We start from the raw sequence: 24249 nt of genomic DNA on the forward strand, positions 1-24249 counted from the left end.
GTACTTTTTTTCTCCATCATAGTGAGTAATAATAACTATGTCAAGTAAGGCAAGAGGAAGGAAGAAGAAATATGATGTATCAAGATGTTGTTCGCAGCCGCCGCTCAGTTCGGGATTTTATGCCAGATGTTGAGATTCCTAAAGAGGAATTAATGGCCATAATTGAGGAAGCGATGTTCGCGCCAAATAGTACCAATTTAAATTCATGGCGTTTTTTAATTGTCACAGAAAAAGAACAAAAAGAAGCCCTTTACGAAGTTTCGATGCAACAACCAGCAGTTAAAGGGGCAGCGGCGGTGATTATTTTATTAGGTGATTTGACTGCTTATACAGTGGCCAATGCAGATGAAATCAGTGCTAAAGCTGTCGCACAAGGAACGATGACGGAAGAAATTCGTCAAGGAATTAATGAAAATGTTTCTTGGTACTATGATGTTAGCGAAGAACAAAAAAGAGAGTGGCTAATGTTAGACCAAGGCTTAGTTGCGATGCAGCTGATGCTTTCTGCAAAAGATCGAGGCTATGATACTGTGGCGATGTCTGGTTTTGAAACAGAAGCGGTTCGCAAGTTATTTAATATTGAGGATCATTTAGTGAACGGACTGATTATTCCGATTGGCAAAGCTCAAACACCCGGCTTTGAAACAGTCCGACGAGATGTTTCAGAAGTAGTAACTTGGTTAGATTAAAAAGCTAAACAGTTCTGCAATTGCTGTTTATTAGATTTTGAGCGTGGAACAAACATCCAAAGTGATTGTTGTCCCACGTTCGTTTTTTTGTTGATCATCCGCTTTTGAGAATGGCCAGAGAAGACGTTTAGTGAACCAATTTTGAAAGAAAGTGATACACTAGAAGAAAAAGAAGTGGGGCGACCTTATGCGTTATGTCATAATGCAGTCACGAGATATTCGTGAAAATTTAGCAACGGAAGATTATCTATTAAACACTCTCTCTTTTGAAGAGCCCTTAGTGTTGTTTTATATTCAGGAACCCTGTGTTATTTTAGGCCGAAATCAAAATGCTTATGAAGAAATTGACTTAGCTTATGCTAGAGAGAAGGGAATCGTTATTACTCGCCGTTTATCGGGCGGTGGTGCTGTTTATGATGATCTCGGGAATGTCAGCTTTAGTTTTGTTGTTCAGGAAGGACATCAAGCTTTTGGGGATTTTAAAGCGTTCACTAAACCAATTATTGAAGCATTACATAAAATGGGCGCAACGGGGGCCGAGATTAGCGGTCGCAATGATTTATTAATTGATGGGAAAAAATTTTCTGGCAATGCCATGTATACAAAAAAGGGGAAGATGTATACTCATGGTACCTTGATGTATGATGTTGGTTTGGCAGAAGTTCAACGTGTCTTAACTGTTTCTAAGAAAAAAATTGAATCAAAAGGGACAAAATCTGTTCGGGGACGCGTAACCAATTTACGGCCGTACTTAGACGAAAAATATCAACAATTAACCATTGAGGAATTTCGCAATCGTTTACTGATGGAGCTCTTTGATGTCGAATCTCTAACTGAAATTGCGGAGAAAGAATATGTCCTAACCAAAGCAGATCAACAGGAAATTAGGAAATTGGTCGCTGAAGTGTATGGCAATGAAGCTTGGATTTTTGGTGAAGCGCCTAAATTTACGATCAAAAAAGAAGAAAAGTTTAAAGGTGGCATCGTGGATGCACGTTTGACTGTTGAAAAAGGTAAAATAATTGAGTTAACGATTTATGGTGATTACTTTGCCAAAAAAGAAACAGCGGAAATCGTTGCAGCTTTATTAGGTGTGGACTATCAGTATTCATCAATTTGGCAAGCATTAGCAGCGTTTAACTTTGAAGACTACTTTGTAAATATCACCAAAGAAGAATTTGTTCATTTATTGGTGGATTAATAAACGTGCTGGGACAAAAGTTAAAGAATCTTTTGTCCCAGCACGTTTATTTAATGATGGTTGGCTCTTGCTAGAAAAATTTTCCATGAACGTCCCAATTGCCAGTATCTTTGGCTTTTTTCAATGTTTGCATTCGACGGAAGCCAACAGGATGATCGGATAAGAAGTTACTCAATTTAAGCCAGATGGTATCATCATGTAAATCAATACTGTGAAAGTATTCTTCTAAATCCACACGACTGCCCATATATTTTCCTGAAAATAAATAAATCATGCTTAAAGCACCTTCTTCTGCGTAGTATAAACCTGCGCGATCAGCGGTATATTCTTGCGTTCTTGTAAAACTTTTATCTAACGCAACTGGTTTCAAAATAATGGATAACATTAGCCGCCATAAATTAGTGTGCCCACATTTATGGTGTCCTAGCTCGTGTGCCAAAATAAAGCGAATCAGCGAAAAATCGCCTGTATTGTACGCGATGTCCAACAAATCACTGTGAATGACAACATAGCGTCTGTGTAAAGAGCATTTTGCCGCAAAAGCGTTTAAGACACCATTCCCGTTGATTAAATAAAGACGTGGCATCCTTAATTTTTTAGTGCCAAAGCCCATTTCTTTTGCCAAATCAATATACAAGGAATAAATTTCTGGTAACTGATTTTCTGTAATTTCCACTCCGTTAGAAGCAGTATCCATGTACATATAACGAATGGTAAAAAAAGCAATGACTGGCGCAATTGGTGCAATTAAGACAATTAATAACCAGTCAGGAATCGGCAAATCACTCAATATCAATAAAGCAACTAACCCCAATGCGAAAAACAATAAAACAAAACCAATGATAATCATTGGTACTTCAAAACGATAACGTAACTTAGCAACAGAAATTTCTTTCTTTTTTTCCTGCGGTTGACACATAAACATTCCTCCCCAAACATTTCCCAAACACTTTTTCAAATAAAATGACTTATCTGTTACTTCTAATATACCATTGGTTAATCGATAATGACAATGGTGGGAACTTGAATAAAGGTAATTATATCAAGTGATTAATGAAAGGGACTCGTTGTACGCGGGGAATTGGTCTATCTTGATTAAATAAAATTTTAATAATCTAACTGTTTTAGACGTAATAAAGTAGTTTCTGGAGTTAATTTTTTAATAACATACAAACGCAAAATCGCATGTTCAATTTTTTGTTCTTCTGGTGATAGCGCCGAATTTATATAGGATAACTTCTCGATTAAATAGGTTAAAAATGAGCCAGCACCTTGGCTGCCCACTAAGAAGCCCATTTCTTCCGTTTCGGTTAATTGTTGTTTTTTTAAGTGGTAAATTTCTTGTGCAAGTGCCCCCGAGATAATGATTTCATCTGTTTGCTTGTTCAAATTTGTTAGTAAGTCGCTTTTTGTTGCTACTGTAACAGTTTCCATTGCACTCATCCTTTGCTTTTATATGATACATCTAGTATAACATGGTCTCACTTTTTTTATTTTTCCTCTTGCTCTGGTACGCGTTTCATAAGGTAAGCTATGTGTATCAAAATATTGGAGGGCATGAAAATGAATGTTATAGTGGAGATAAGCGATAGACTTGGTATGGATTACTATTTTGTCTCGGTGACTACGACGGCCAAAAGTCTGCAGTTAGATAGTCCCAAAAAATACTATAAGATTTGGCATCAAGAAATTCCGTACCATCAGATAACGGAGTGGCACTTGACACAGCAGGAGGATATTCAGGAAATTTCTTTTGCTTGGCAGGAGACCTTTTATCGTTTTGTTGATTACGGAACAGGGATTGTGCCTTATTTAACTCAATTTTGTAAAGTAATGAGGTGAAAGTATGACAACAATTCGAGAAATTGCGCGCCTTTCAGGATCTTCAGTTACGACTGTTTCGCGTGTGATTAATCATCATCCTTATGTTTCTGAAGAAAAACGACTGAAAATCCAAGCAATTATCGATGAGTTGGGCTATAAGCCCAATATATTAGCGAGAAATCTTAGCTTTGGGAAAAGTAATACATTAGGTGTCATGGTTCCTTATACGAATCAACCTTATTTTGATGCTATTTTAAGTGGGATTATCCACCAAGCATTTCAACAAGGGATGATGGTCAGTTTATTACCAACGGATTATGATAAAGAAGTTGAAAAAAGTTACTTGGAAAAAATGGCCACGGGTGCGTTTGATGGCATGATTGTTTTGTCAAAGGCAAATCCTTTAAGTGTGTTTGCTCCGTATAAAGAGCAAGTTGTTTTTTGTGAAAAAATAGAAGACCCTAGTTATGCTAGTATCTATATCGATCGTTTAACCGTTTATCGGCGGGTTTTCCAAGCGTTGAAACAACAAGGATGTAGTGAAGTGGCAATTACGATTAACCGTGCACCAGAAAAAAGTACAAGCGCACGCTATTTAGTTGACGCATATCAGGAAATTTATGGAGTGATTCCTGAAAATCGGTTATTTAAGGACTGTTTAACCTATGAAGATGGGTGTGAAGTAGGACGACACTGTGGGCAAGATCCAACGCTCCAAGCGGTTGTGACCAACGGTGATGAAATTGCTGCAGGGATTCAAGCCGTTATTGAAAGACCACTCTTTTTAGTGGGACAGGAGCAAACTTTATTAAGTGAAATTTTAAATTTTTCAACAATCTGTCATCCATTAATGGAATTAGGGGAAAAAGCCACACACTTATTTCAAGAAAAACGGCCGAAAACGATTCAATTGACTTCTACATTTATTAATCGACAACCAGATTTTTCTTTTTCTTAGAAAAAAGCTGGTTGTTTTTTCTTTGGTAGAATAAGGTTTTTCACTAAAAAATAAAAAAACTTACAAAAAGTAAGACAAAAATCTTTACTTACTTTTAGTAAGGTAGTATAGTAAGCATGTAAACAAAATTAAATGAATTTACTGAGGAAATTCGAAAGGATGAACATATTATGTCAAAATTTACTGAAATGATGAAAAACCGTCGTTCAATCTATGCTTTAGGAGAAAACTTACCAATTTCAAAAGAAGAAGTAACTGCTTTAGTAAAAGAAGTTGTTAGAGAAAGTCCAACAGCTTTTAACTCTCAAACACAACGTGTTGTGTTCTTATTCGGCGATGCTCACAAAAAATTATGGGCAATGACTGAAGATGCCTTAAAACCATTAACTCCAGCAGAAGCATTTCCAAACACACAAGCTAAATTACAAGGTTTTGCATCTGGTGCGGGCACAATTTTATTCTTTGAAGATACAGATATCGTGAAAAACTTACAAGATAGCTTTCCATTATATGCGGATAACTTCCCTGTTTGGTCTGAACAAGCAACTGGTTTAACACAAGCGAACGTTTGGACTGCCTTAGCGCAAGAAAATATCGGCGCAAACTTACAACACTACAACCCAGTCATTGACGAAGCGGTTGCTGCAGAATGGTCAATTCCTGCAAACTGGAATTTACGTGCACAAATGGTTATTGGTTCCATTGAAGCGCCAGCTGGCGAAAAAGAATACATGGAAGATAGTGCTCGTTTTAAAGAATTCAACTAAATCATTGCTTTAGTAAAACAAAGAGGAAAGGAGTGAAAGCAAATGGTTCAAGCATTACCAAGTAATATTGGGATTCAACAAGTCACTTTGAAAGTGGCTGATTTAGATAAAATGGTAAACTTTTATACGAAAACAATTGGCTTAAAACTTTTAAAACAAGGAGAGGGACGTGCTTGGCTAGCGCCACAAGGCACCAACGATGCAATTCTTGTCTTAAAAGAACTAACAGCTGGGGAAGAAAATCAGGGTACCACTGGCTTGTACCATATTGCTTTCCTGCTACCAACCCGCAAAGATTTAGGCAATATGTTGCTGTGGCTTTTGCAAGAAAATGTGCAAATTGGCGCAGCAGATCATGGCTATAGTGAAGCCCTTTACTTAAGTGATCCAGAAAATAATGGCATCGAAATTTATTGGGATAAACCAGAAGAAGTCTGGGATATTCGTCCAAATGGTGAAATTATCGGTGTGACAGAAGAATTAGACGGTGATAGTTTAGCTGCAGAAGCTGACGGTCACTGGCTAGGAATTTCCGAAGGTTCTAAAATTGGGCACATTCATTTGAAAGTGGCCGATTTAGATACCACTGAAACGTTCTATAAAAATTTAGGGTTTGGCTTAAAGTCTAACTTTGGTCAACAAGCGAAGTTTTTTGCAGCGGGTCAGTACCATCATCATATTGGGACAAATACATGGAGCGGCAAACAGCTGCCAACGATTCAAGAAAATCAATTTGGCTTAGAAAATTACACCTTCCGTTTACCAACTGCGGCAGATTTAGAGATAGTCCAAGCCAATGCGGAAGAAGCAAAGTTACATTTTATTGCCAAAGATCATTTACTTGCGTTAGAAGATCCTAGCGGCATGATTATTCAATTTACCTATTAAAACCACTCTCAAACTAGCCCTTCGTTAGAAAATGAAGGACTAGTTTTTTTTGTCTTATTTGCATTATTTTGCATTTGTTTGCAAAATAATGCAAAAGATGCTATCTTTACTTAGAAGAGGTGAGGAAGCATGTTGATTGAAGAACGTTTAGCCAAGATTCAAAAAATAGTGAATGAACAAAAAAGTATTTCCATGGAAGCGTTAGCGGAGCAAGTCTCCGTTTCAAAAGATACTATTCGACGAGATTTAATTCGTTTAGAAAAGGAAGGACATTTAAAGAGAACGCATGGTGGCGCTATCTCAGTGCAGTCTGAAGCAACTATTTATGATTATGCTCAACGAATAATGAAGCATCCAGAGAAAAAACAAGCGATTGCCCAAAAAGTTTGGGCAAATATTCCCAAACAAGCGTCCATTTTTTTTGATTCATCAACCACGGTGGAAGCAGCTATTCGAGCGATGGAAAATAGTCCGATTCACGCGATAACGAACTCTCTCAGTCATGCGCTACTTCTAGCGCAAATGGATCAGACAAAAATTACAGTATTACCTGGGCAACTGCATAAACAACAACTCTTTTTGTTTGGGGCAGAAACAGTCGCTAAGGTTGGGGAATTTGCCCCCGACTATACATTATTAGGTGTGTTTGCGTTATCTGAACAAGGATTATTTATTCACACAGAAGAAGAAGGTCAAGTCAAACGGCGAATGATTCGACAAGGCAAACAAGTCATTGCCTTAGCAGACCAAACGAAATTAAACAAAACGGGTTTATTTAAAATTTGCGAATTAACAGAAATTGATTGTTTAGTGACAGATACACGACCTGATGAAAAATTCTGTGAACAGTTAGCGCAAGCAGGCATAACGTTGATTGTCGCAGATGAATAATGGAGGATAATAATGAAGCGAAAAATTAATTATACACATATTGCTGAACCTACTGTTTTTGAGAATGTTTTTCCAACGTATTTGACGAATGAAACGATGATGGCGCGCAAGCAGAAAGTATTACAACGAATGGAAACAGAAAAATTCGATCAATTAGTTTTCTATGCAGACAAAGAGCATGGCAGTAATTTTGAATACTTAACTGGCTTTATTCCAAGGTTTGAAGAAGGACTCCTTGTGTTAAATAAGGATGGTGCGGCGACACTTATTTTAGGTAATGAAAATTTAAAAATGTGCCAACATGCCCGCATCTCAGCCGATTTAATTCATTATCCAGCTTTTTCGCTACCGAATCAACCAATGGCTGGGGAACAAAAATTGTCGCAGATTTTTGAAACGCTTCTCGATGAAACAGCTCAAAAAATAGGTATTGTTGGTTGGAAAATGTTTACAACACAACAGCAAGAACCTGCTACTATGTTTGATGTGCCATATTTTATTGTCGAAGCACTGAAAAAAGCGCTGCCGAAAGAAGCTCGTTTACTAAATGGGACCCACTTATTGATTGGAGCAAAGGGGGCCCGCACAACAAATAATGCCAACGAATTGGCGCACTATGAATATGGGGCGAATTTGGCTTCTCGCAGTATGTTAAAGGCCTTAAATGCAATTGAAATAGGACAGCGTGAAACGGACATTGGGGCTTTGTTAAATGATGAAGGTCAAACGCCGACGGTAGTAACCATTGCGGCAACTGGTCAACGTTTTGAATATGCAAACATGTATCCGACTGCCAAAGAAATTCAGTTAGGTGATGCCTTATCATTAACTACAGGCTACAAAGGCGGCTTGTCTAGCCGAACAGGTTTTGTTATTGAAAACGAGCAGCAATTGCCAGAAGCGCAACGTGATTATTTAGAGCGCGTAGCAAAACCCTATTTTCAAGCTGTCGTTCACTGGCTTGAAACCATTCGAATCGGACTGTTAGGGCGAGAAATGTACCAAGCGATTGAAGAACAGTTACCAAAAGAAATCTATCACTGGCATTTGAATCCTGGGCATTTAGTTTCGGATGATGAATGGATGTCGTCGCCTATTTATCCAGATTCAGCCATTCGCTTGGAAAGTGGCATGCTCTTTCAAGTGGATATTATTCCTTCTGTACCTGGTTATACAGGGGTGAGTGCAGAAGAATGTGTGGCTTTGGCTGATGAAACACTGCAAAAAGAGATTCAGCAAACTTATCCAGACATGTGGCAACGGATTGCGACACGCAAAGCCTATTTAAAGGAGACATTAAAGATCGATTTACCATCGGAGGTTTTACCAATGTCTAATTTAGTTGGTTACTTACGGCCTTTTTATTTAGCTAAAGACAAAGCTTTGTGTGTAGAAAAACCAGCTCCTAAATGAGTAGGCTCCTTTTTTGAGTTTCTTTTGGGTCCTATTTATAATCAATATAGCGAAGGAAGAACACCAGAAGAGAGGCGTGATGGTAAATGCACTATCCTGAACATCTGAAAAAAGCAGTTTTAGCTAAAGCGAAAGACTTACCATTAGAAGGTTTTGTGGAAGGGCAAGGCCCGCAACAGCCAAAAGTGATGCTGATTGGGGAAGCACCTGGAAAAGAAGAAATTAAAGAAAACGTACCATTTATAGGGCGTTCAGGTCAATTGTTGATGGAACAATTACAACAAGTTGGCTTAAGTCGTGAAACGGTGTATATCACCAGTGCGGTTAGGAGTCGGCCTTTTTCTGTAAAAACGAAGCAGATTGCAAAAACGGGAGAAAGAGTAACCAAGTTTCCTAATCGAACGCCAACCAAAGAAGAAATCAAAATTTTTGCGCCTTTGCTTGATTGGGAAATCGCTGTTTGCCAACCTGAACTAATTTTGACACTGGGGAATATTGGGTTGCAACGACTTTTAGGACCAAAGCCAACAATCACTGCAGTGCACGGAACGGTCATTCAGTCGCCCATTCAAACATTTGATGAGCAATCACAAAACTATCATTGGACGCAGAAAACCTATCAAATCATTCCACTCTTCCATCCAGCAGCTGTCTTTTATAATTATCGTTTAAAAGAAGTCGTGAAAGAAGATTGGCAAGTGGTTCAAAAACAACTGCAACTGCTTAAGAAAGTTTAAAATGAGAAAAATAGAAGGATGGTTGTTTTTTCGAAGAGAGAATGCTACCCTAGAAGTATCAATAAATAGACAGATTATTTAATCGCTGGGTTGAATAATTGAAGGATTCTGATTTTTGCGTAAGCCTTGAAGCAAAAAGAATGAGTCCTTTTTTTGTTAGAAGGAGATTTGGGTATGGAGCAAACACAGCAAAACCATTTTACTGCGTTGTTTTATAAAAATGTTCTGTTAGGAATTTTAAGTATGGCGGCGCAATCAATTTTTATTTTGGCGGACACATTTTTCATTGCAAATGGGATCGGCACCGAGGCGTTGGCGGGGCTTAACATTGTCTTACCACTCGTTAATATTATTAATGGATTAGGTTGGATGTTTGGCGTTGGCGGCGCTACGTTGTTTTCGACCACGGTTGCGCAAAAAGAAATCAAAAAAGCCAATCAGTATTTTAGTTTAACGATTGGGTTAGTTTTCGTTATAGGGAGTCTCTTTACTTTAGTGAGCTTGATTTTTTCCGATCAAATTATTCGGGGACTTCAGGGGACCGGTGTCTTGTTTGGTTTGGCAAAGGAATATTATATGATTTACCTTAGCTGTTCATTATTATTTATTTTAAACAATTGCCTGATTACTTTTTTAAGAAATGACCATAATCCTCGTTTGGCAACGATTGCTTTTGTCAGTGGGGGAATTGTCAATATTATTTTGGACTATGTCTTTATTTATCAATTTGGGTGGGGCATGGCAGGTGCGGCCATTGCAACGGTGATGTCACCGTTAACAAGCTTAATCCTGATTACGTTGCATAAGTGGTCGCCGCAACGAGTTTTACGTTTTGAAAAGTTTAAAGTGAAATTTCAGGATGTTCGAGAAATTATGTCGATTGGTTTTTCCTCCTTTTTAAATGAATTTTCTTCGGCCTTTGTCATGTTTTTATTTAATATTGTTTTGTTAAACTTAGTTGGTCATGTGGCGATTTCAGCTTATGCGATTGTTGCCAACCTCAATATTATTGTGATTGCCATTTTTACAGGGATTGGGCAAGGGGCGCAACCATTACTCAGCCGATACTATGGTTTAGGGGAAACGAAGGTGTTGCGTAAATTTGTTAAACTTAGCTTTATTACGTACTTGGTCGCCGGCTTCCTGTTCTTTTTAATCAGTCAAGTATTTACGGGACAAATTATTGAGGTCTTTAATAGCGAAGGGAACGACCAGTTGGCGCAAATTGCTAGGACAGCCATCCGCTTATATGCGATTTCCTTCTTGTTTACAGGATTGAATTTTATGGGGATTTATTACTTTTCGGCAGTTCGTAAACCGAAAATGGCGCTAATGATTTCCTCTTTGCGTGGGTTCTTTTTAATTGTGCCAGTTTTATTTATTTTGGTGAAATTACTAGGATTAACCGGTGTTTGGTTAGCCATGCCAGTAGTTGAATTTGTTACGTTTGGACTAATGCTTGTGGGCTACCTTGCATATCGAAACTATTTGAAAAAAAGAGAAGCAGTAACCTGATGTTGGTTACTGCTTCTTTTTTGCTTAGTTTACATAGTTTTCAGTTAAAGTCATGAATTGTTCCACATCTTTTAGGACTTGATCAATGCCGGCTTGCCAGAAATCAGGTTTTGTTAAGTCAACATTTAAATGTTTTTTCGCTAATTCTTCGCTTGTCATCGAAGCAGTGTCTCTTAATAACGCAATGTATTGGTCTTCAAAAGAGCTGCCTTGTTGATTGGCATACGCATAGATACCCATGCTGAATAGATAGCCAAAAGTATATGGGAAATTATAGAAAGGCACATCATCAATAAAGAAGTGCAATTTGCTCGCCCAGAAATGAGGATGATAACTGCCAAGACTATCTTTGTAGCTTTCTTTTTGCGCCGCTAACATTAATTCAGTAATATCTTCTTCCGCTACTAAACCTTTTTGGCGCGCTTGATAAAAATTATTTTCAAAGATAAAACGCGCATGAATGTTCATAAACATGGCAATGGCATTTTGCATTTTTGTGTCTAAAAGGTTAATCTTTTCAACATCTGATTTGGCCTCTTTTAAGGTGGCGTCAGCAACAATCAATTCTGCAAAGGTACTAGCCGTTTCTGCTACGTTCATGGCATACTCTCGATTCAATGAAGGTAAATCCCACATCACGCTACTATGGAAAGCGTGACCTAATTCATGGGCTAAAGTAGCTACTTCGTTGATTGAATTGCCAAAGGTCATGAAAATCCGTGATTCTTGTGTTTCAGGTAATTCTGTACAATAACCCCCAGGACGTTTGCCTGGACGATCTTCAGCTTCAATCCAACTTTTTTCAAAAGCCATTTGGGCAAAATCGGCCATTTTCGGACTGAATTTACGGAAATTTTCTAAAATAAAGGCAGCGGCTTGATCAAAGGAATACGTTTTTTCTTCTAAATCACCTAAAATAATTGGTGCATCTTGGTCTTGCCAATCCATTTTTTCTTTGCCGAATAATTGCGCTTTGCGCGTTAGAAAGTCGACGAATGGTTGTTTATTTTTTTGGATGGTTTCCCACATAACCGTTAATGTTTCTTGACTCATTCGATTATAGTTTAAGGGATTTTCTAAATAATCTGTAGTGCCATGCAATTTGTAATCAGATAAACGGAACCCATCCAAGTGATTTAGGGTGTCTGCCAAAATTGAAGCTTTGCCACTCCAAGCTTTCTCCCAGGCTGTAAACAAACGTTGACGAACCTCTTTATCAGGATCTCCCATCATGCGGTTAAAGGCTTGGCCTGCAGATAGTTCTGTCACAGAGCCATCTTTTTCTTCAAAAGGAATCACAATGGAAGCAACAATCGTATCGTAATGTGTACTCCAAGCATTTAACCCATCTAGAGAAAGCGTATTGATGATATTTTCTTCTTGTTCGGAAAGCAGTTTTTTTCCATCACGTCGCAATTCATTTAAGCGAAAAGCCATTGTTTTAAACGGTTCTTCGGCTAACAGGGCTTGCCAATGTTCTGCTGAAATCTCGGTGATTTTTTTAGTAAAAATGGTTTCAGCTAATTGAATCGCTGGCAACAGATTGTATAAATCGCCTGATAAAATTTTGGCCTTGGTATCATTAGTATTAGCAGAAATTAAAGCAGTTAAAAAACTATTACATTGTGAAAAGCCATTTGAGATTTTCCCTTGTAACGTTAAGATTTCAGCAAATTGTTCTTTGCCTTGGGCACTTTCTGGTGTCCATTCTGTGATTAATTGATGGTACTCTTTTGTCTGTTCGGTTAATTGAGTCATTCGTTGGCTAAGTTCTTTGGACTCGCTCCCATTGGGGAAAATACTGTCTAAATCCCATGTAATAGAATAGGTCATATCCAATCCTTCTTTCATTTTTTTCTTTTCAGTATATCATAAGACCTAAGAGAAGTTGTTTCTTTTTCCCTCGAAACCGACTATAATAAAAAAGAATTTTCCGTGGCAGGCACGGGGCAACTTGAAACCAAGAAAAGAGGATTATATGAAAAATTATTTGAAAGATAGTAATTTATATTTAGTCATTGCGTTTGTAATTATGGCCATTTTATTTTTCAGTTCATCACAGACGTATGAACAGCAATCACAAGTTGGTCTTTTAGATAAACTTCTGAGCAGTCATCCTTTTGAAGAACAATTAAAAAATATTTCTTTTCAATATGCTGGCAGTGAAGTGAGCATTCAAGCTAGTGGTTATAGTAAATTTGTTGAATTTTTTATTCGTAAGGGAGCCCATTTTGGTACGTATTTTCTATTAGGTGGTAGTTGGTTTATTGGATTAGTGCCAAGAATCAAAGGTCTGTTTTTAACAGCTGTTGTTTCCTGGCTAGCTGCTACTGGCTATGCAGGTTTAGATGAATTTCATCAAATGATCACAGGCGGAAGGACCCCTCTTTTTCAAGATGTTATGTTGGATGCCATGGGTGCTTTGACAGCCATCGTTATTTGTTTGGTGGTTCATGGTTTGAAGAAAAATAAAAAAAGAAGACGCTAATTTAGAAGAGCTTCGTTTATTCGTCAGAAAGATGGATAAGCGAGGGTCTTTTTTTGGTAGCGCTTGTTCCTAACTGAAAAGAAGAGTAGAATAAAGGAGAATAGTAACGAAAAGTCAGGAGGAATCAAGGATGTCAGGACACAGCAAATGGAGCAACATTCAAGGGCGTAAAAATGCGCAAGATGCCAAACGTGGGAAAATTTTCCAAAAAGTTTCAAGGGAAATCTATATGGCGGCAAAAGCAGGTGGCCCTGACCCCGCAATGAATCCTGCTTTACGTTTAGCAGTCGATAAAGCTAAGTCAGCCAATATGCCCAATGATAATATTGCGCGCGCCATAAAAAAAGCCAGTAGTGCTGGTGAAGGGGAACATTATGACGAGGTAACTTATGAAGGATACGGGCCAGGTGGCGTGGCAGTTTTAGTTCATGCACTAACAGATAACCGCAACCGAACGGCCACCAATGTTCGCGTCGCGTTTACTCGAAATGGTGGCTCTTTAGGTGAAACGGGTTCGGTGAATTATATGTTTGATCGTAAAGGCTATATTGTCATTAAGCGAGAAGATCATGCAATTGAGGAAGACGACATGCTAGAAGTCGTTTTGGAAGCAGGCGGCGAGGATTTAGAAACATCACCAGAAGTATTTGAAATTTACACAGCACCAGAAGATTTTACAGCGGTTCGCGATGCTTTAGAACAAGCAGGTTATTCATTAGCACAAGCTGAATTAACAATGGTTCCGCAAACCTTACTAACCTTGAACGATGAACAAAAAGCGCAATTAGAGCGCTTGGTTGACAAGTTAGAAGACGATGATGATGTGTCAGAAGTATTTACCTCTGCAGAAAATCTATAAAATAAAGGGATGCTTGGCATCCTTTTATTCATAAAATGAAAGCGGGTACAGAATGGAGGGCATTTTGAAAAAGAGAATTTGTTTACAAGCAATCAGGGAAGAAGCGGAAGCCTATTATCGTAACGGTGATTTTTATTGCTCGGAAGCGATTGTGGCGACCATTCGGCAACACTTCGATGCGGAGATTCCCATTGAAGCTGTGGCCATGGCTTCTGGGTTTCCTGTAGGTGTTGGAGGAGCGAAGTGTATTTGTGGTGCTCTTTCAGGCGGGGTTATGTGTCTGGGCTACTTTTTTGGTCGGACAGAAGCCAAAGGAGAACAAGTAAATAAAACGATGGCTTTAGCCAACGAATTGCATCAAAGTTTTCGACAAAAGCATCGAGTGGTTTGCTGCAGTATTTTGACAAGTAAAATGACGATGGGTTCACCTGAACATATGGAACAATGCATTGGCTTTACTGGAGAAATCGCTGAAACAACCGCAAAAATTATTGCACGAGAACTTGCTTACGAATTAGTCTAGTAAAAAATGAGAGAGGAGCAACCAGATTCATTCACCTGAATCTGGTTGCTCCTCTCTCATTTAATACGTAATCAATTAACCAAGTACTTTTTCATAAGCTTCCACTTGAGATAAGACACGTTGGAGCTGTAATTCATTTTCAATATAGTTGATTGAATTACCTAAATCTTCTTGGCGGTTTGTTTCTAAACGATCGACTTCTTTTTTTGCTTCGTTCAATAAGTGTAGAACTTCTTCCTTAGATAACATGTACTCACCTCCTTGCGCAGTTCATCTACTATTAGTGTACTCCTTTTTTTCAAAAAAGGGCAATAATAGGATATTAAAAAACAAAAATAGCGGTTCGAACCGCTATTTTTGTTTACTCATGGCGTTGTTGTGCTAAAATCGCTTCGATTCGTTCTCTTTGATCTGCCAAAAAGTGAGGCAAATAAAGGGGGATTTCATCAAAGTTTGAACTTTGATTTTCATAGGCTTCGGCATCTAGCAGGCCTTTTTGTGTGGCTACTTCAAATAACAAGTGGTTCGGTTCTCTAAAATACAATGATTTGAAAAATTCGCGGTCTTTAATTCCTGAGTTTGTAAAATTCTTTTCCTCTAACAGGCTATCAACTTGCGTTAATTCTTGCGTATCTTCCACCCCAAAGGCGACGTGATGAACGCCACCAATTCCTTCAATGGCAAGCGGATTGGTACGGTCATCAATGATATGCACCTCTTGATAAAACTGTGGATGATGATTTTCCAGAACGGTTACTTCATGCGCAGTTTCAAAAAAAGGTACTGTTTCTTTTTCATGCCAATGTAAATAATCCACTAAAGGTTGTTTGGTAGCTGCGGCATATTGGACGCGTAATTGAATTGCATCAATGCCTAAAATTGCATGTTCTACTGGAATTTCAGCATGTTCAGCTGGAAAATAATCTTCCGCATTTTCAAATTCACGTAACGGAACAAGCGCCATTTGCGTATTATCGGGCGCTTCAAAACGCAAAATTGGGTGTTGGTTAAATGTTTCCACACCATAGTGGCAGATACCCGCTTGCTCAAGACGTTCTGCCCAAAAATCCAAAGAGGCGCGCGTTGGTACTTTTAAAATAGTTCGTTCAATCGTATTTGTCCCAAAGGATTGATCTTGGCCATCATTCAATTCAAAAAAAGTTAATTCGGTACCTGTTCGTTGCTCATTATCTGAGAAAAACAAGTGATACATGGTGTGGTCATCTTGGTTGATCGTTTTCATTAGTAATTTTAATCCCAGTGTATTATGATAGAAGTCAAATGTAGGCTTTATCAATCGATTTAAAATAGAGATGTGATGAATTTGTGCATACATAGTAAAATTCCTTTCTTGGAGGTTTATTAAATGAAACAATTTTTTCAAAAAGGGTCGAAACCTAATCAATTAGTTGTCGCTTTCCATGGTACTGGTGGCAATGAATATCAATTATTAACGACCATCGCAACCCTTTATCCAGAAGCGAGTGTTCTAAGTTACTTAGGAACAGAAGGTGTAGGCGAACAGCGACGCTTTTTTGCGCCATTAGTCAATGGAGCATTACCTCGTGCTAACTTTGATGAGCGAGTGACTGCGTTTCTAGAAGAAGTTTGGCAACCGCAAAAGTTATACGATGAAGTTATTTTTATAGGGTACTCTAACGGTGCCAATTTTATTTTAGGCCTGTTAGAAAAGAACCCGACTATTGCTAACACTGTTATTTTACTGCATCCAAGCAATTTAGGCTATCAATATGTATCTGGTGAGTTTGCGACAAAAGTGATTGTCACAACAGGGGCTCAGGATGAGTTGAGTATTCCGGGACAAGTTCTTTCTTTAGCTAACCAATTAAAGAAACATTTTCCAGTTGACTTTTTGCTCGTTGATGGCGGTCATGGCTTATCAGAAGAAGAAGTAACGAAAATAAAAGAAGTTCTTTAAAAAACAAGCTGCAACCTTTGCTGATAAGTGGTTGCAGCTTGTTTTTTTATGTGTGTTTAAATAATTTAGTTCTTTTTATTAATGAAAGCTTCCGCAAGGGCAAAGTCTCCTGCGTAAGGTTCATCTACGCCGTTTACTTTTTGATAAAGGTCGGCGCCTTTACCAGCTAAGACAATCGCATCATCAGCCGTTGTGCTTAAAGATAATGCGTGAGCAATTGCTTCGCCACGATCTAAAACGGTGTAAACAGGCATTTCTTTGGTAATATGGGTTTGAATTTCTTGGCAAATTTTTGCTGGATCTTCACTGGCTGGGTCATCGGTTGTTAGGACTGCAACATCAGCCAATTCAGAAAGAACCCTACCAAAGTCTTTGCGGCGAGAAATCGCTTTGTCTCCCGTGCTACCGACAAGAACAATTAAGCGGCCGTCAGGATGTTCTTCACGGACAAAGGTTAAAAGATTCTTCAAACTGTCATAGTTATGAGCGTAATCAACATAGACGGTTGCACCGTTGGTATTCGTTAAAGATTCCATCCGGCCAGGGACGGTGGTTGCTGCGATCCCTTGTTGACACTCTTCTTTTGAAGCTCCCACAAGGACACTAGCAATCGCCGCACTTAACGAATTACCTTTGTTAAAATCACCACCTAAACGAAGGTGATAAGAGCCAGCCAATCCTAACGCATCTGCAGGACTTTCAACGATAAAACGTAAGGAATCCTCTGAAGAAACAGCGAATGAATAGTCAACTTCTGAAGCTGGCTGACTGCCATAGACAATGGCAGGGACTTTTTGCTGTTGTGCGGTTTCTTTAAGTAATGGAAAATAATCAGCTTCGTGATTCAACACAATGACTTTAGAATGTGTAATCAATTGACGTTTGCAATAAAAGTAATCGTCAAAGGTTGGATGTTCAATTGGACTGATATGGTCGGGGGTAATGTTTAAAAAAATGCCGACATCAAAAAATAACTTGTAGACACGATTAGTTTTGTAGGCTTGGGAAGAAACTTCCATAATAAAATGAGTCATCCCGTTAGCAACAGCGGTTGCCATCATTCGATACAAGTCCAAAGATTCGGGTGTAGTCAAGGCAGATTTAAAGAATGTTTTGCCATCTAATGTCGAATTCATGGTAGAAAGCAAGGCTGTTTTTTGTTGTGTAGCAACATCTAAAATATATTTGGTGAAATAAGCCGCTGTTGTTTTACCTTTGGTTCCAGTAAAGCCAATCAGTTTTAATTTATTTTGTGGATAATCATAAAAAGCCATGCTTAACACAGCCATTGCTTTTTTAATGTCAGTCACGATAATTCCTAGTTGTGCTGGAACCTCATAAGGCACCTCAGAAACATAGATTTCTAGGCCGTCTTTTACAGCATTTTCTAAATAGATTTCTTTAAAGTTTAATCCTTTACAAAAAAAGAGTGTTTCTGCTGTTACGTCTCTCGAATCGTAAGAAAGAGCCATTACTTCTCGTTGACCTAACGTGTCGGAAAGAGTCAAGTGCCAGCCTTCTGGTGAAATAAATTCTTTTAATAAATCTTCTTTTTCTAAGCAATCGCGAATTGCGAATAATGAAATCGTCACTTTTTTTGCCTCCAAACGTTTCAACGAAATTTCAAAACTGATGTCATTATAGCATTATTTTTCTTTTAAAAAAACCATCTCGTTAGCGTGAGAAAATCCATGAGAAATGTTAAAATAGGATAATTCTTCGAGAAAGTCGTTGCATATCCCAAGATGAACAATTAAAATAAAGAAAGCATACTCAAAGAATATTGGAGGACAAAATGATCAATCAACCAAATTCAGTTGATCAACCAATCCTGACGAACCAAGAAAAAATGGTCAAAGGCTCAGCTTGGATGACAGCTAGTAATATTATCTCCCGCATGTTAGGGGCGATTTACATCATCCCCTGGTACGCTTGGATGGGCGAGCACGGAAACGAAGCGAACAGTTTGTTTTCAATGGGGTATACGATTTATGCCTTATTCCTAATGATCTCTACCGCCGGAATTCCAGGTGCGATTGCCAAGCAGACCTCGCATTATAATTCATTGAACGAATATAAAATTAGTCGACAGCTTTTTTATCGTGCCTTACAACTAATGGGTGGCTTAGGTGTGGTTTTTGCTATTGTGATGTATTTGGCATCTCCGGCATTAGCAGCTTTGTCTGGCGGAGGACCTGAATTAGTTCCAACGATGCGTTCATTAAGTTTAGCCGTTTTAGTTTTCCCAAGCATGAGTGTCATTCGCGGTTATTTCCAAGGAAATCAAGAAATGATGCCCTTTGCTTTATCACAAATTGTTGAACAAGTAGCACGAGTTTTTTACATGTTATTAACTGCTTTTATTATCATGAAAGTCTTTGAAGGTAATTACGTTACAGCGGTGACCCAAGCCACTTTTGCGGCATTTATTGGGATGCTCGCAAGTTTTGCGGTTTTAGGTTATTACATGTACAAACAAAAACCATTATTTGATTATTTAGAAGAACACAGCGCCAATGAACATGAAATTGCTCCAAAAGAGTTATTGATTGAAACTTTTAAAGAGGCGATTCCTTTTATCGTAGTTGGCTCAGGAGTGACTGTCTTTAAACTTGTCGATCAGTTTACTTTCTCAAACTTTATGCGTTTGTTTACGGATTATTCAGATACCCAATTACGAGAGCTTTTCGGTATTTTTAATGCCAATCCGGACAAATTAACCATGATTGTCGTGGCTTTAGCAACTTCGATTTCGGCTACTGGATTACCGTTGATTACAGAAGCGGTCACCTTAAAAAATCACCGTGAGTTAGCGCGTTTGATTAGTAATAATTTACAACTTTTTGTGTTTGTAATGTTGCCAGCAACGTTTGGTATGATTGTTTTAGCGCAACCACTATACACTGTTTTTTACATGCCAGATGCTTTAGGCACTTCTTTATTAGTGCAAGCTTGTTACGCTAGTTTATTCTTGGGCTTGTATATGTTAGTGTCAAATATGTTGATGGGGATGTATGAAAATCGTGACGCAATGCGTTATTTAGGAATTGGTTTAGCTGTGAAATTAATCGTGCAATTCCCCGCAATCCGTTTATTTGAAGTTTACGGTCCGTTATTAGCAACGATGATTGGCTTTACGGTTTCTTGCGTATTGATTCTAAGAAGAATTCGTCAAGTGACACGTTTTAATTACAAATTAACCTTACGGCGAACATTGTTAATGTTCTGTATTACAGTCATCATGATGATTATCGCTTTGATTTTCCGTCAGTTCTTGTATCTATTTTTAGATCCAACTAGACGTTTCCAAGCCTTCATTATCGTTGTAATTGTGGCTGCTGCAGGAGGCGCTTTTTATGGCTATTCGGTCTTGAAGATTCGCTTAGCTGATCGTTTATTAGGGAAAAATGCCGCAAAATTACGTGCAAAATTCAATATTAAATAATAGCTGATTGAACTCCTTTCAGCAGATTCTCTTAAGAGACAAGGCTTGAGACATCGATCGATTCGATTTATGTCCCAAGCTATTTTTTTAAAGGAAAGAGGAATGACGATGCGTTTAGATAAATTTTTAGCCGATGTTGGTATCGGTAGTCGTAAAGAAATCAAACAATTGTTAAAGAAAAAAGTCGTTACGGTGAATGGTGACGTCGTAAAAGAAGCCAAAGCACAAGTAAATGAAGAAACAGATCAAATTGCCTTGGTGGGAGAAATTCTTACGTATCAGAAATTCTTTTATTACATGTTGCATAAACCACAAGGTGTCATTTCTGCGACGGAAGATCAGCGAGATGAAACGGTAATTGACTTGTTAACTGATCAGGATTACCGTGCCGACTTGTTCCCAGTTGGTCGCTTGGATAAAGATACTGAAGGCTTGCTTCTATTAACAAATGATGGCCAGTTAGCGCATCAATTATTATCACCCAAAAAGCATGTGGATAAAGAATATTTAGCTGAAGTTGAGGGACTTGTGACAGCGGAAGATTGTCAACTGTTTGCGCAAGGATTTGCCTTGAAAGATGGAGAAATGGTTAAACCAAGTCGTTTAGTCATTGAGACGATCAATGAGGAAGAAGGGACTTCCGTAGTCCGTTTAGTGATTCAAGAGGGGAAATTCCATCAAGTCAAACGGATGTTAGCCACTGTAGGCAAACCTGTGACGTATTTAAAACGATTACGAATGGGCGAACTATGGTTGGATGAAACGTTAGAACTAGGGGGATATCGGCCCTTAACAGAAGCCGAATTGCAACAACTACAACCTAAACAATCATACCTCAATTAAAATAAACAAAAACCCAGCCCTTTCTGCGGAAAAGATAAAAATTTTCTCGAAAAATAGTGTCGGGTTTCTTTCTTTTTCTGCATAAAATGGTATGATTGACTATGTAGAACTTTATGAATAGGAGTGACAACAAATGACAATTGATTGGACAAAAGAAGTCGAAGCACGTAAAGACGACTTATTAGAAGATTTACAAAACTTATTACGGATCAACAGTGAACGTGATGATGCACAAGCAACACCTGAAGCGCCCTTTGGACCTGGACCAGTTGCTGGCTTAAAACACATGTTAGCGTATGGTGAACGTGATGGCTTTACGGTGAAAAATGTCGACAATTACGCTGGACACATTGAATATGGTGAAGGCGACGAAACGTTAGGGATTTTTGGTCATATGGACGTTGTTCCTGCTGGTGATGGTTGGGAAACAGATCCTTATGAACCAGTCATTAAAGATGGCAAAATTTATGCACGTGGTGCAAGCGATGATAAAGGCCCAAGTATGGCTGCTTATTACGCAATGAAAATTATCAAAGAATTAGGCTTACCCGTGTCTAAAAAAATCCGTTTCGTAGTAGGAAGTGACGAAGAAAGCGGCTGGGGCGATATGGATTACTATTTCCAACATGAAGAAGCGCCAGACTTTGGTTTCTCACCAGATGCTGAGTTCCCAATTATTAATGGGGAAAAAGGAAATGTGACGATTCGTTTAACTTTCCGAGGCGGTAACGGTGCTGATTATAAATTAGAAAGCTTCAAATCTGGCTTACGTGAAAACATGGTTCCGGGAACAGCAGATGCTGTTGTAACGGCTGCTTCAGCAGACGAAGCGGCTTCACTAGCTGCTAGCTTTGAAACATTCATCAAACAAGAAGCAAAAATTTCAGGTAACGCAGAACTTTCAGATAAAACAGTGACTTTCCATGTAGTTGGTAAAGGTGCTCACGGTGCTAGCCCACAATCTGGAATTAACGCAGCGACTTTCTTGGCAACTTTCTTAAATGATTACAGCTTTGCAGAAGGCGCATACAGCTTTATTAATACCATTGCTGAATTTATCCATGAAGATTTTTATGGCGAAAAATTAGGTGTGGCTTTTGAAGACGAAAAAATGGGTAAATTGACAATGAACGCTGGGATTGTTAACTTTGATCCAGAAAATCCTGAAAATAGCTTAGTAACATTAAACTTCCGCTATCCAAAAGGAACTTCAGCAGAAGAATTACAAGCAAAAGTTCAAGCAACAGTCGGTGAAACGGTCACTGCAACACAAGGAGATCGCAACCAAGAACCGCATTATGTACCAGTTGATGATCCATTGGTGGCAACGTTACTACAAGTTTACGAAGACCATACAGGCGAAAAAGGCCAAGAACAAATCATTGGTGGCGGTACTTATGGCCGCTTATTAAAACGTGGTGTTGCCTATGGCGCAATGTTCCCTGGCTACACAGACACAATGCACCAAGCCAACGAATTTATGGAATTAGATGACTTATTCCGAGCAGCTGCTATTTATGCAGATGCGATTTATCGTTTAGCGAAGTAAAGTAAAAAAGCTGTTTTCGATTTTCGAAAACAGCTTTTTTTTGCAATTTTTGCCTTTTAAAAACCCAAAATCAGAACCGTCAATTTACTGAAAATTTCTTGCAAATCAAAGGATCCCACGATACGATAAATAGGAGAAAAGGCAATGAGTGAAACACTTATTGTTAACTATTTAATCAAAGGACGTGTGAAAATGAACGTAGAAGAATTAGTTCAAAAAGCAAAAGATTTAATTGGAGAAGGTAACGTGGAACATGCGCAACAATTCATTGAAGAACATAAAGATGAGTTAGGCGAACACTATCATAAAATTACAGCGATGTTAGCTGATACAACGGCCGATGGTTTGTTTGATAAAATTAAAGGATTGTTTCAATAGTTGAAAAAAATCTGAGATAAAAGTGTTTAGCTCCAAAAACCAAGTAGGTACGATGATTTCATCTGTTCATGCTTCACAGTGAAACATTGCAACTCTCGCCGTTTAACAGTTTTTGAGCGTGGAGCAAAAATCCAAAGTGATTTTTGTCCCACGCTCTTCTTTTTTTATTTAACTTTTAACCATTGTTTTGGCAACACATACGCAATTGGATTAAAAAGATAATCCGCTCCCCGTTTCACCACAGGCATATTCGTAATAGCTAAAATGAAGAGGGCTAAGAAGAAAAGTGCCAGGATTCGGAAAGTAAACCATTCTTTAAAGAGTGTGTCTAATTGCAAACCACTTTCCAACAGAATAATTAAGGGCATATGCAAGAGATAAGGGTAGAGGGTATCTTTTCCGAGGGCGCTTAAAGGTAACTTTCGTTTCGGCAATAATGCAAACCAAGAAAGAGACACCAATGCTGCAGCAACGTAAAAGAACAGCTGAATGAAACTACTGTATTCAAAGGCCGGACTAATTTCAGCGTAGGAAGCCCAACCAGTTAAGAAGCCCCAAAATTTCGTTGCCAATGACCATTGACTATTTACAAATAAAAAGGAGCTTAAAATTACGCCTATCGCTGCCCATTTGACTTTGCGATGATCTAAAAAGGTTTGTAGCTTTTGAATATCCATTAAGTAGCCACAATAAAAGAAAGGGAAGAAGCCCAGAGTCCGTCCTAAAGACAAGAAACCTTCCACAGGTAAATAGCCTGAGGCGCAGCCGATAACAATGATGATTGGCAACATGATTTTCGGCTGAACGCGCTGAAGAAAGATGGTAATTAAGTAGAAACTTGCTAAGGAAAGTAAGTACCAAGGAACGCCTGTTTCGTTCAGTAAATCAAAATTCATTTTATTTGCAAAGGCGAAATTAGCAAGCGTAATCAACAACTTCGCTAAGAGATAAAGCCAAACAAAGGAAAGTAAGCGTAGATATTTTCGTTGTTTAATTGCATGTTTACTAAAGAGTCCAGAGACAAAAATAAAGGCTGGCATATGGAATGAATAGATCCAAAAGTTGATCGTTTCCATGAGTCGTGAAGGAGAAGCTTCACGATCTAAAATATGCCCAAAAATCACTAAGAAAATTAAAAAAAGTTTCACGTTGTCCCATTTATAAATTCGCTTGTCGTTTTCCATAACGATCACTCCTTTTAGTAGAAAACAGTTCACTTTTGTTTAAGGCAGAAGAGGACAATTTTTCCATTCATTGAGTAGATAATTGTAGATACGAACCGGCAGCTGTTAAATGAGCCCCCACATACTTGCGCTTAAAACAAAAAATTAGGCAGGATGTT

General features: G+C 38.5%; 25 protein-coding genes. 18 read left to right on the forward strand and 7 right to left on the reverse strand.

What is annotated here, in order from left to right; translation table 11 throughout:
• The first annotated feature begins 71 nt into the window (after positions 1–71).
• A complete protein-coding gene (locus tag IGK27_RS01970; RefSeq protein WP_002355466.1) occupies positions 72–689 on the forward strand; it encodes a nitroreductase family protein in 618 nt (205 codons plus the stop codon).
• Positions 690–876: 187 nt separating this feature from the next.
• Positions 877–1890 carry a lipoate--protein ligase gene (locus IGK27_RS01975; protein WP_002363126.1) on the forward strand — a complete coding sequence of 338 codons (1014 nt, stop codon included), beginning with the start codon at positions 877–879 and terminating at the stop codon, positions 1888–1890.
• A 70-nt stretch (positions 1891–1960) separates the two neighbouring features.
• Here the strand turns inward: IGK27_RS01975 and IGK27_RS01980 are convergent, their stop codons facing one another.
• Together IGK27_RS01980 and IGK27_RS01985 are read right to left on the reverse strand one after the other, a co-directional pair.
• Positions 1961–2815 carry a M48 family metallopeptidase gene (locus tag IGK27_RS01980; protein WP_002382951.1) on the reverse strand — a complete coding sequence of 285 codons (855 nt, stop codon included), beginning with the start codon at positions 2813–2815 and terminating at the stop codon, positions 1961–1963.
• Between the two features lie 182 nt (positions 2816–2997).
• The gene (locus tag IGK27_RS01985; protein ID WP_002358645.1) at positions 2998–3333 is read right to left on the reverse strand and encodes a hypothetical protein; all 336 of its coding nucleotides are present in this window, start codon (positions 3331–3333) and stop codon (positions 2998–3000) included.
• A 114-nt stretch (positions 3334–3447) separates the two neighbouring features.
• On the opposite strand from IGK27_RS01985, the gene IGK27_RS01990 reads away from it, so the two are divergent.
• The 8 genes from IGK27_RS01990 (at position 3448) to IGK27_RS02025 (ending at position 10883) form a co-directional block, all read left to right on the forward strand.
• Positions 3448–3732 (forward strand): hypothetical protein, encoded by a 285-nt coding sequence (locus IGK27_RS01990; RefSeq protein WP_002382953.1) that lies wholly within the window; start codon positions 3448–3450, stop codon positions 3730–3732.
• 4 nt (positions 3733–3736) lie between these two features.
• Entirely contained in the window at positions 3737–4672 is a 936-nt protein-coding gene (locus IGK27_RS01995) for a LacI family DNA-binding transcriptional regulator (protein WP_002355472.1), read from the forward strand.
• Positions 4673–4842: 170 nt separating this feature from the next.
• Complete coding sequence (locus IGK27_RS02000) at positions 4843–5439, forward strand: nitroreductase family protein (protein ID WP_267589418.1); 597 nt, start codon at positions 4843–4845, stop codon at positions 5437–5439.
• 42 nt (positions 5440–5481) lie between these two features.
• On the forward strand, positions 5482–6327 hold the full coding sequence (locus tag IGK27_RS02005) for a VOC family protein (RefSeq protein WP_002355476.1): 846 nt from the start codon (positions 5482–5484) through the stop codon (positions 6325–6327).
• A gap of 129 nt (positions 6328–6456) precedes the next feature.
• Complete coding sequence (locus tag IGK27_RS02010) at positions 6457–7218, forward strand: DeoR/GlpR family DNA-binding transcription regulator (protein WP_033626590.1); 762 nt, start codon at positions 6457–6459, stop codon at positions 7216–7218.
• 12 nt (positions 7219–7230) lie between these two features.
• Positions 7231–8631, forward strand: coding sequence for an aminopeptidase P family protein (locus tag IGK27_RS02015; protein WP_033626589.1), 1401 nt, complete (start codon positions 7231–7233; stop codon positions 8629–8631).
• An 86-nt stretch (positions 8632–8717) separates the two neighbouring features.
• The gene (locus IGK27_RS02020; RefSeq protein ID WP_002355481.1) at positions 8718–9368 is read left to right on the forward strand and encodes a uracil-DNA glycosylase; all 651 of its coding nucleotides are present in this window, start codon (positions 8718–8720) and stop codon (positions 9366–9368) included.
• Between the two features lie 174 nt (positions 9369–9542).
• On the forward strand, positions 9543–10883 hold the full coding sequence (locus IGK27_RS02025) for an MATE family efflux transporter (protein WP_002366141.1): 1341 nt from the start codon (positions 9543–9545) through the stop codon (positions 10881–10883).
• Positions 10884–10907: 24 nt separating this feature from the next.
• Here the strand turns inward: IGK27_RS02025 and IGK27_RS02030 are convergent, their stop codons facing one another.
• Positions 10908–12734 carry a M3 family oligoendopeptidase gene (locus tag IGK27_RS02030; RefSeq protein ID WP_002399760.1) on the reverse strand — a complete coding sequence of 609 codons (1827 nt, stop codon included), beginning with the start codon at positions 12732–12734 and terminating at the stop codon, positions 10908–10910.
• A gap of 127 nt (positions 12735–12861) precedes the next feature.
• On the opposite strand from IGK27_RS02030, the gene IGK27_RS02035 reads away from it, so the two are divergent.
• From IGK27_RS02035 to IGK27_RS02045, 3 genes are all read left to right on the forward strand, one after another.
• The gene (locus tag IGK27_RS02035) at positions 12862–13371 is read left to right on the forward strand and encodes a VanZ family protein (protein WP_002366143.1); all 510 of its coding nucleotides are present in this window, start codon (positions 12862–12864) and stop codon (positions 13369–13371) included.
• Positions 13372–13501: 130 nt separating this feature from the next.
• A complete protein-coding gene (locus tag IGK27_RS02040; protein WP_002361233.1) occupies positions 13502–14230 on the forward strand; it encodes a YebC/PmpR family DNA-binding transcriptional regulator in 729 nt (242 codons plus the stop codon).
• A gap of 52 nt (positions 14231–14282) precedes the next feature.
• A complete protein-coding gene (locus IGK27_RS02045) occupies positions 14283–14753 on the forward strand; it encodes a C-GCAxxG-C-C family protein (RefSeq protein ID WP_002384891.1) in 471 nt (156 codons plus the stop codon).
• 75 nt (positions 14754–14828) lie between these two features.
• On the opposite strand, the gene IGK27_RS02050 is transcribed toward IGK27_RS02045, so the two are convergent.
• Together IGK27_RS02050 and IGK27_RS02055 are read right to left on the reverse strand one after the other, a co-directional pair.
• Positions 14829–15002, reverse strand: a complete 174-nt coding sequence (locus IGK27_RS02050; protein WP_002355495.1) for a hypothetical protein — start codon at positions 15000–15002, stop codon at positions 14829–14831.
• A gap of 112 nt (positions 15003–15114) precedes the next feature.
• Positions 15115–16089, reverse strand: coding sequence for a ring-cleaving dioxygenase (locus IGK27_RS02055; RefSeq protein ID WP_002361234.1), 975 nt, complete (start codon positions 16087–16089; stop codon positions 15115–15117).
• Positions 16090–16119: 30 nt separating this feature from the next.
• Between IGK27_RS02055 and IGK27_RS02060 the strand changes: the two genes are divergently transcribed.
• Entirely contained in the window at positions 16120–16692 is a 573-nt protein-coding gene (locus tag IGK27_RS02060; RefSeq protein WP_002358653.1) for an alpha/beta hydrolase, read from the forward strand.
• Positions 16693–16757: 65 nt separating this feature from the next.
• On the opposite strand, the gene IGK27_RS02065 is transcribed toward IGK27_RS02060, so the two are convergent.
• Positions 16758–18284, reverse strand: a complete 1527-nt coding sequence (locus IGK27_RS02065) for a UDP-N-acetylmuramoyl-L-alanyl-D-glutamate--L-lysine ligase (protein ID WP_075320380.1) — start codon at positions 18282–18284, stop codon at positions 16758–16760.
• 203 nt (positions 18285–18487) lie between these two features.
• Between IGK27_RS02065 and IGK27_RS02070 the strand changes: the two genes are divergently transcribed.
• The 4 genes from IGK27_RS02070 to IGK27_RS02085 all read left to right on the forward strand — a co-directional run bounded on the left by IGK27_RS02070 (position 18488) and on the right by IGK27_RS02085 (position 22907).
• Positions 18488–20137 (forward strand): putative polysaccharide biosynthesis protein, encoded by a 1650-nt coding sequence (locus IGK27_RS02070; protein ID WP_002364837.1) that lies wholly within the window; start codon positions 18488–18490, stop codon positions 20135–20137.
• A 108-nt stretch (positions 20138–20245) separates the two neighbouring features.
• Positions 20246–20980, forward strand: coding sequence for a pseudouridine synthase (locus IGK27_RS02075; protein WP_033626587.1), 735 nt, complete (start codon positions 20246–20248; stop codon positions 20978–20980).
• A 133-nt stretch (positions 20981–21113) separates the two neighbouring features.
• Positions 21114–22529 carry a dipeptidase PepV gene (gene pepV, locus IGK27_RS02080; RefSeq protein ID WP_002358655.1) on the forward strand — a complete coding sequence of 472 codons (1416 nt, stop codon included), beginning with the start codon at positions 21114–21116 and terminating at the stop codon, positions 22527–22529.
• A gap of 144 nt (positions 22530–22673) precedes the next feature.
• Positions 22674–22907 carry a hypothetical protein gene (locus IGK27_RS02085; protein WP_033626586.1) on the forward strand — a complete coding sequence of 78 codons (234 nt, stop codon included), beginning with the start codon at positions 22674–22676 and terminating at the stop codon, positions 22905–22907.
• Between the two features lie 164 nt (positions 22908–23071).
• Here IGK27_RS02085 and IGK27_RS02090 read toward each other — a convergent pair whose 3' ends face one another.
• Positions 23072–24091 carry an acyltransferase family protein gene (locus IGK27_RS02090; protein ID WP_002355505.1) on the reverse strand — a complete coding sequence of 340 codons (1020 nt, stop codon included), beginning with the start codon at positions 24089–24091 and terminating at the stop codon, positions 23072–23074.
• Between the last annotated feature and the right edge of the window lie 158 nt (positions 24092–24249).

It is taken from the genome of Enterococcus sp. DIV0236 (genome assembly GCF_050558525.1).
In the GTDB taxonomy this organism is placed as follows: Bacteria; Bacillota; Bacilli; order Lactobacillales; family Enterococcaceae; genus Enterococcus; species Enterococcus faecalis.

Bases quoted from the DNA above. Each gene is read 5' to 3' on its own strand.
- IGK27_RS02020 (WP_002355481.1), top strand. From the start codon at position 8,718: ATGCACTATCCTGAACATCTGAAAAAAGCAGTTTTAGCTAAAGCGAAA.
- IGK27_RS02060 (WP_002358653.1), top strand. From the start codon at position 16,120: ATGAAACAATTTTTTCAAAAAGGGTCGAAACCTAATCAATTAGTTGTC.
- IGK27_RS02025 (WP_002366141.1), top strand. From the start codon at position 9,543: ATGGAGCAAACACAGCAAAACCATTTTACTGCGTTGTTTTATAAAAAT.
- pepV (WP_002358655.1), top strand. From the start codon at position 21,114: ATGACAATTGATTGGACAAAAGAAGTCGAAGCACGTAAAGACGACTTA.
- IGK27_RS02040 (WP_002361233.1), top strand. From the start codon at position 13,502: ATGTCAGGACACAGCAAATGGAGCAACATTCAAGGGCGTAAAAATGCG.
- IGK27_RS02005 (WP_002355476.1), top strand. From the start codon at position 5,482: ATGGTTCAAGCATTACCAAGTAATATTGGGATTCAACAAGTCACTTTG.
- IGK27_RS02035 (WP_002366143.1), top strand. From the start codon at position 12,862: ATGAAAAATTATTTGAAAGATAGTAATTTATATTTAGTCATTGCGTTT.
- IGK27_RS02090 (WP_002355505.1), bottom strand. From the start codon at position 24,091: ATGGAAAACGACAAGCGAATTTATAAATGGGACAACGTGAAACTTTTT.
- IGK27_RS01990 (WP_002382953.1), top strand. From the start codon at position 3,448: ATGAAAATGAATGTTATAGTGGAGATAAGCGATAGACTTGGTATGGAT.
- IGK27_RS01995 (WP_002355472.1), top strand. From the start codon at position 3,737: ATGACAACAATTCGAGAAATTGCGCGCCTTTCAGGATCTTCAGTTACG.
- IGK27_RS02070 (WP_002364837.1), top strand. From the start codon at position 18,488: ATGATCAATCAACCAAATTCAGTTGATCAACCAATCCTGACGAACCAA.
- IGK27_RS01970 (WP_002355466.1), top strand. From the start codon at position 72: ATGATGTATCAAGATGTTGTTCGCAGCCGCCGCTCAGTTCGGGATTTT.
- IGK27_RS02045 (WP_002384891.1), top strand. From the start codon at position 14,283: ATGGAGGGCATTTTGAAAAAGAGAATTTGTTTACAAGCAATCAGGGAA.
- IGK27_RS02075 (WP_033626587.1), top strand. From the start codon at position 20,246: ATGCGTTTAGATAAATTTTTAGCCGATGTTGGTATCGGTAGTCGTAAA.
- IGK27_RS02050 (WP_002355495.1), bottom strand. From the start codon at position 15,002: ATGTTATCTAAGGAAGAAGTTCTACACTTATTGAACGAAGCAAAAAAA.
- IGK27_RS02010 (WP_033626590.1), top strand. From the start codon at position 6,457: ATGTTGATTGAAGAACGTTTAGCCAAGATTCAAAAAATAGTGAATGAA.
- IGK27_RS02015 (WP_033626589.1), top strand. From the start codon at position 7,231: ATGAAGCGAAAAATTAATTATACACATATTGCTGAACCTACTGTTTTT.
- IGK27_RS02030 (WP_002399760.1), bottom strand. From the start codon at position 12,734: ATGAAAGAAGGATTGGATATGACCTATTCTATTACATGGGATTTAGAC.
- IGK27_RS01975 (WP_002363126.1), top strand. From the start codon at position 877: ATGCGTTATGTCATAATGCAGTCACGAGATATTCGTGAAAATTTAGCA.
- IGK27_RS02085 (WP_033626586.1), top strand. From the start codon at position 22,674: ATGAGTGAAACACTTATTGTTAACTATTTAATCAAAGGACGTGTGAAA.
- IGK27_RS01985 (WP_002358645.1), bottom strand. From the start codon at position 3,333: ATGAGTGCAATGGAAACTGTTACAGTAGCAACAAAAAGCGACTTACTA.
- IGK27_RS02055 (WP_002361234.1), bottom strand. From the start codon at position 16,089: ATGTATGCACAAATTCATCACATCTCTATTTTAAATCGATTGATAAAG.
- IGK27_RS02000 (WP_267589418.1), top strand. From the start codon at position 4,843: ATGTCAAAATTTACTGAAATGATGAAAAACCGTCGTTCAATCTATGCT.
- IGK27_RS01980 (WP_002382951.1), bottom strand. From the start codon at position 2,815: ATGTTTATGTGTCAACCGCAGGAAAAAAAGAAAGAAATTTCTGTTGCT.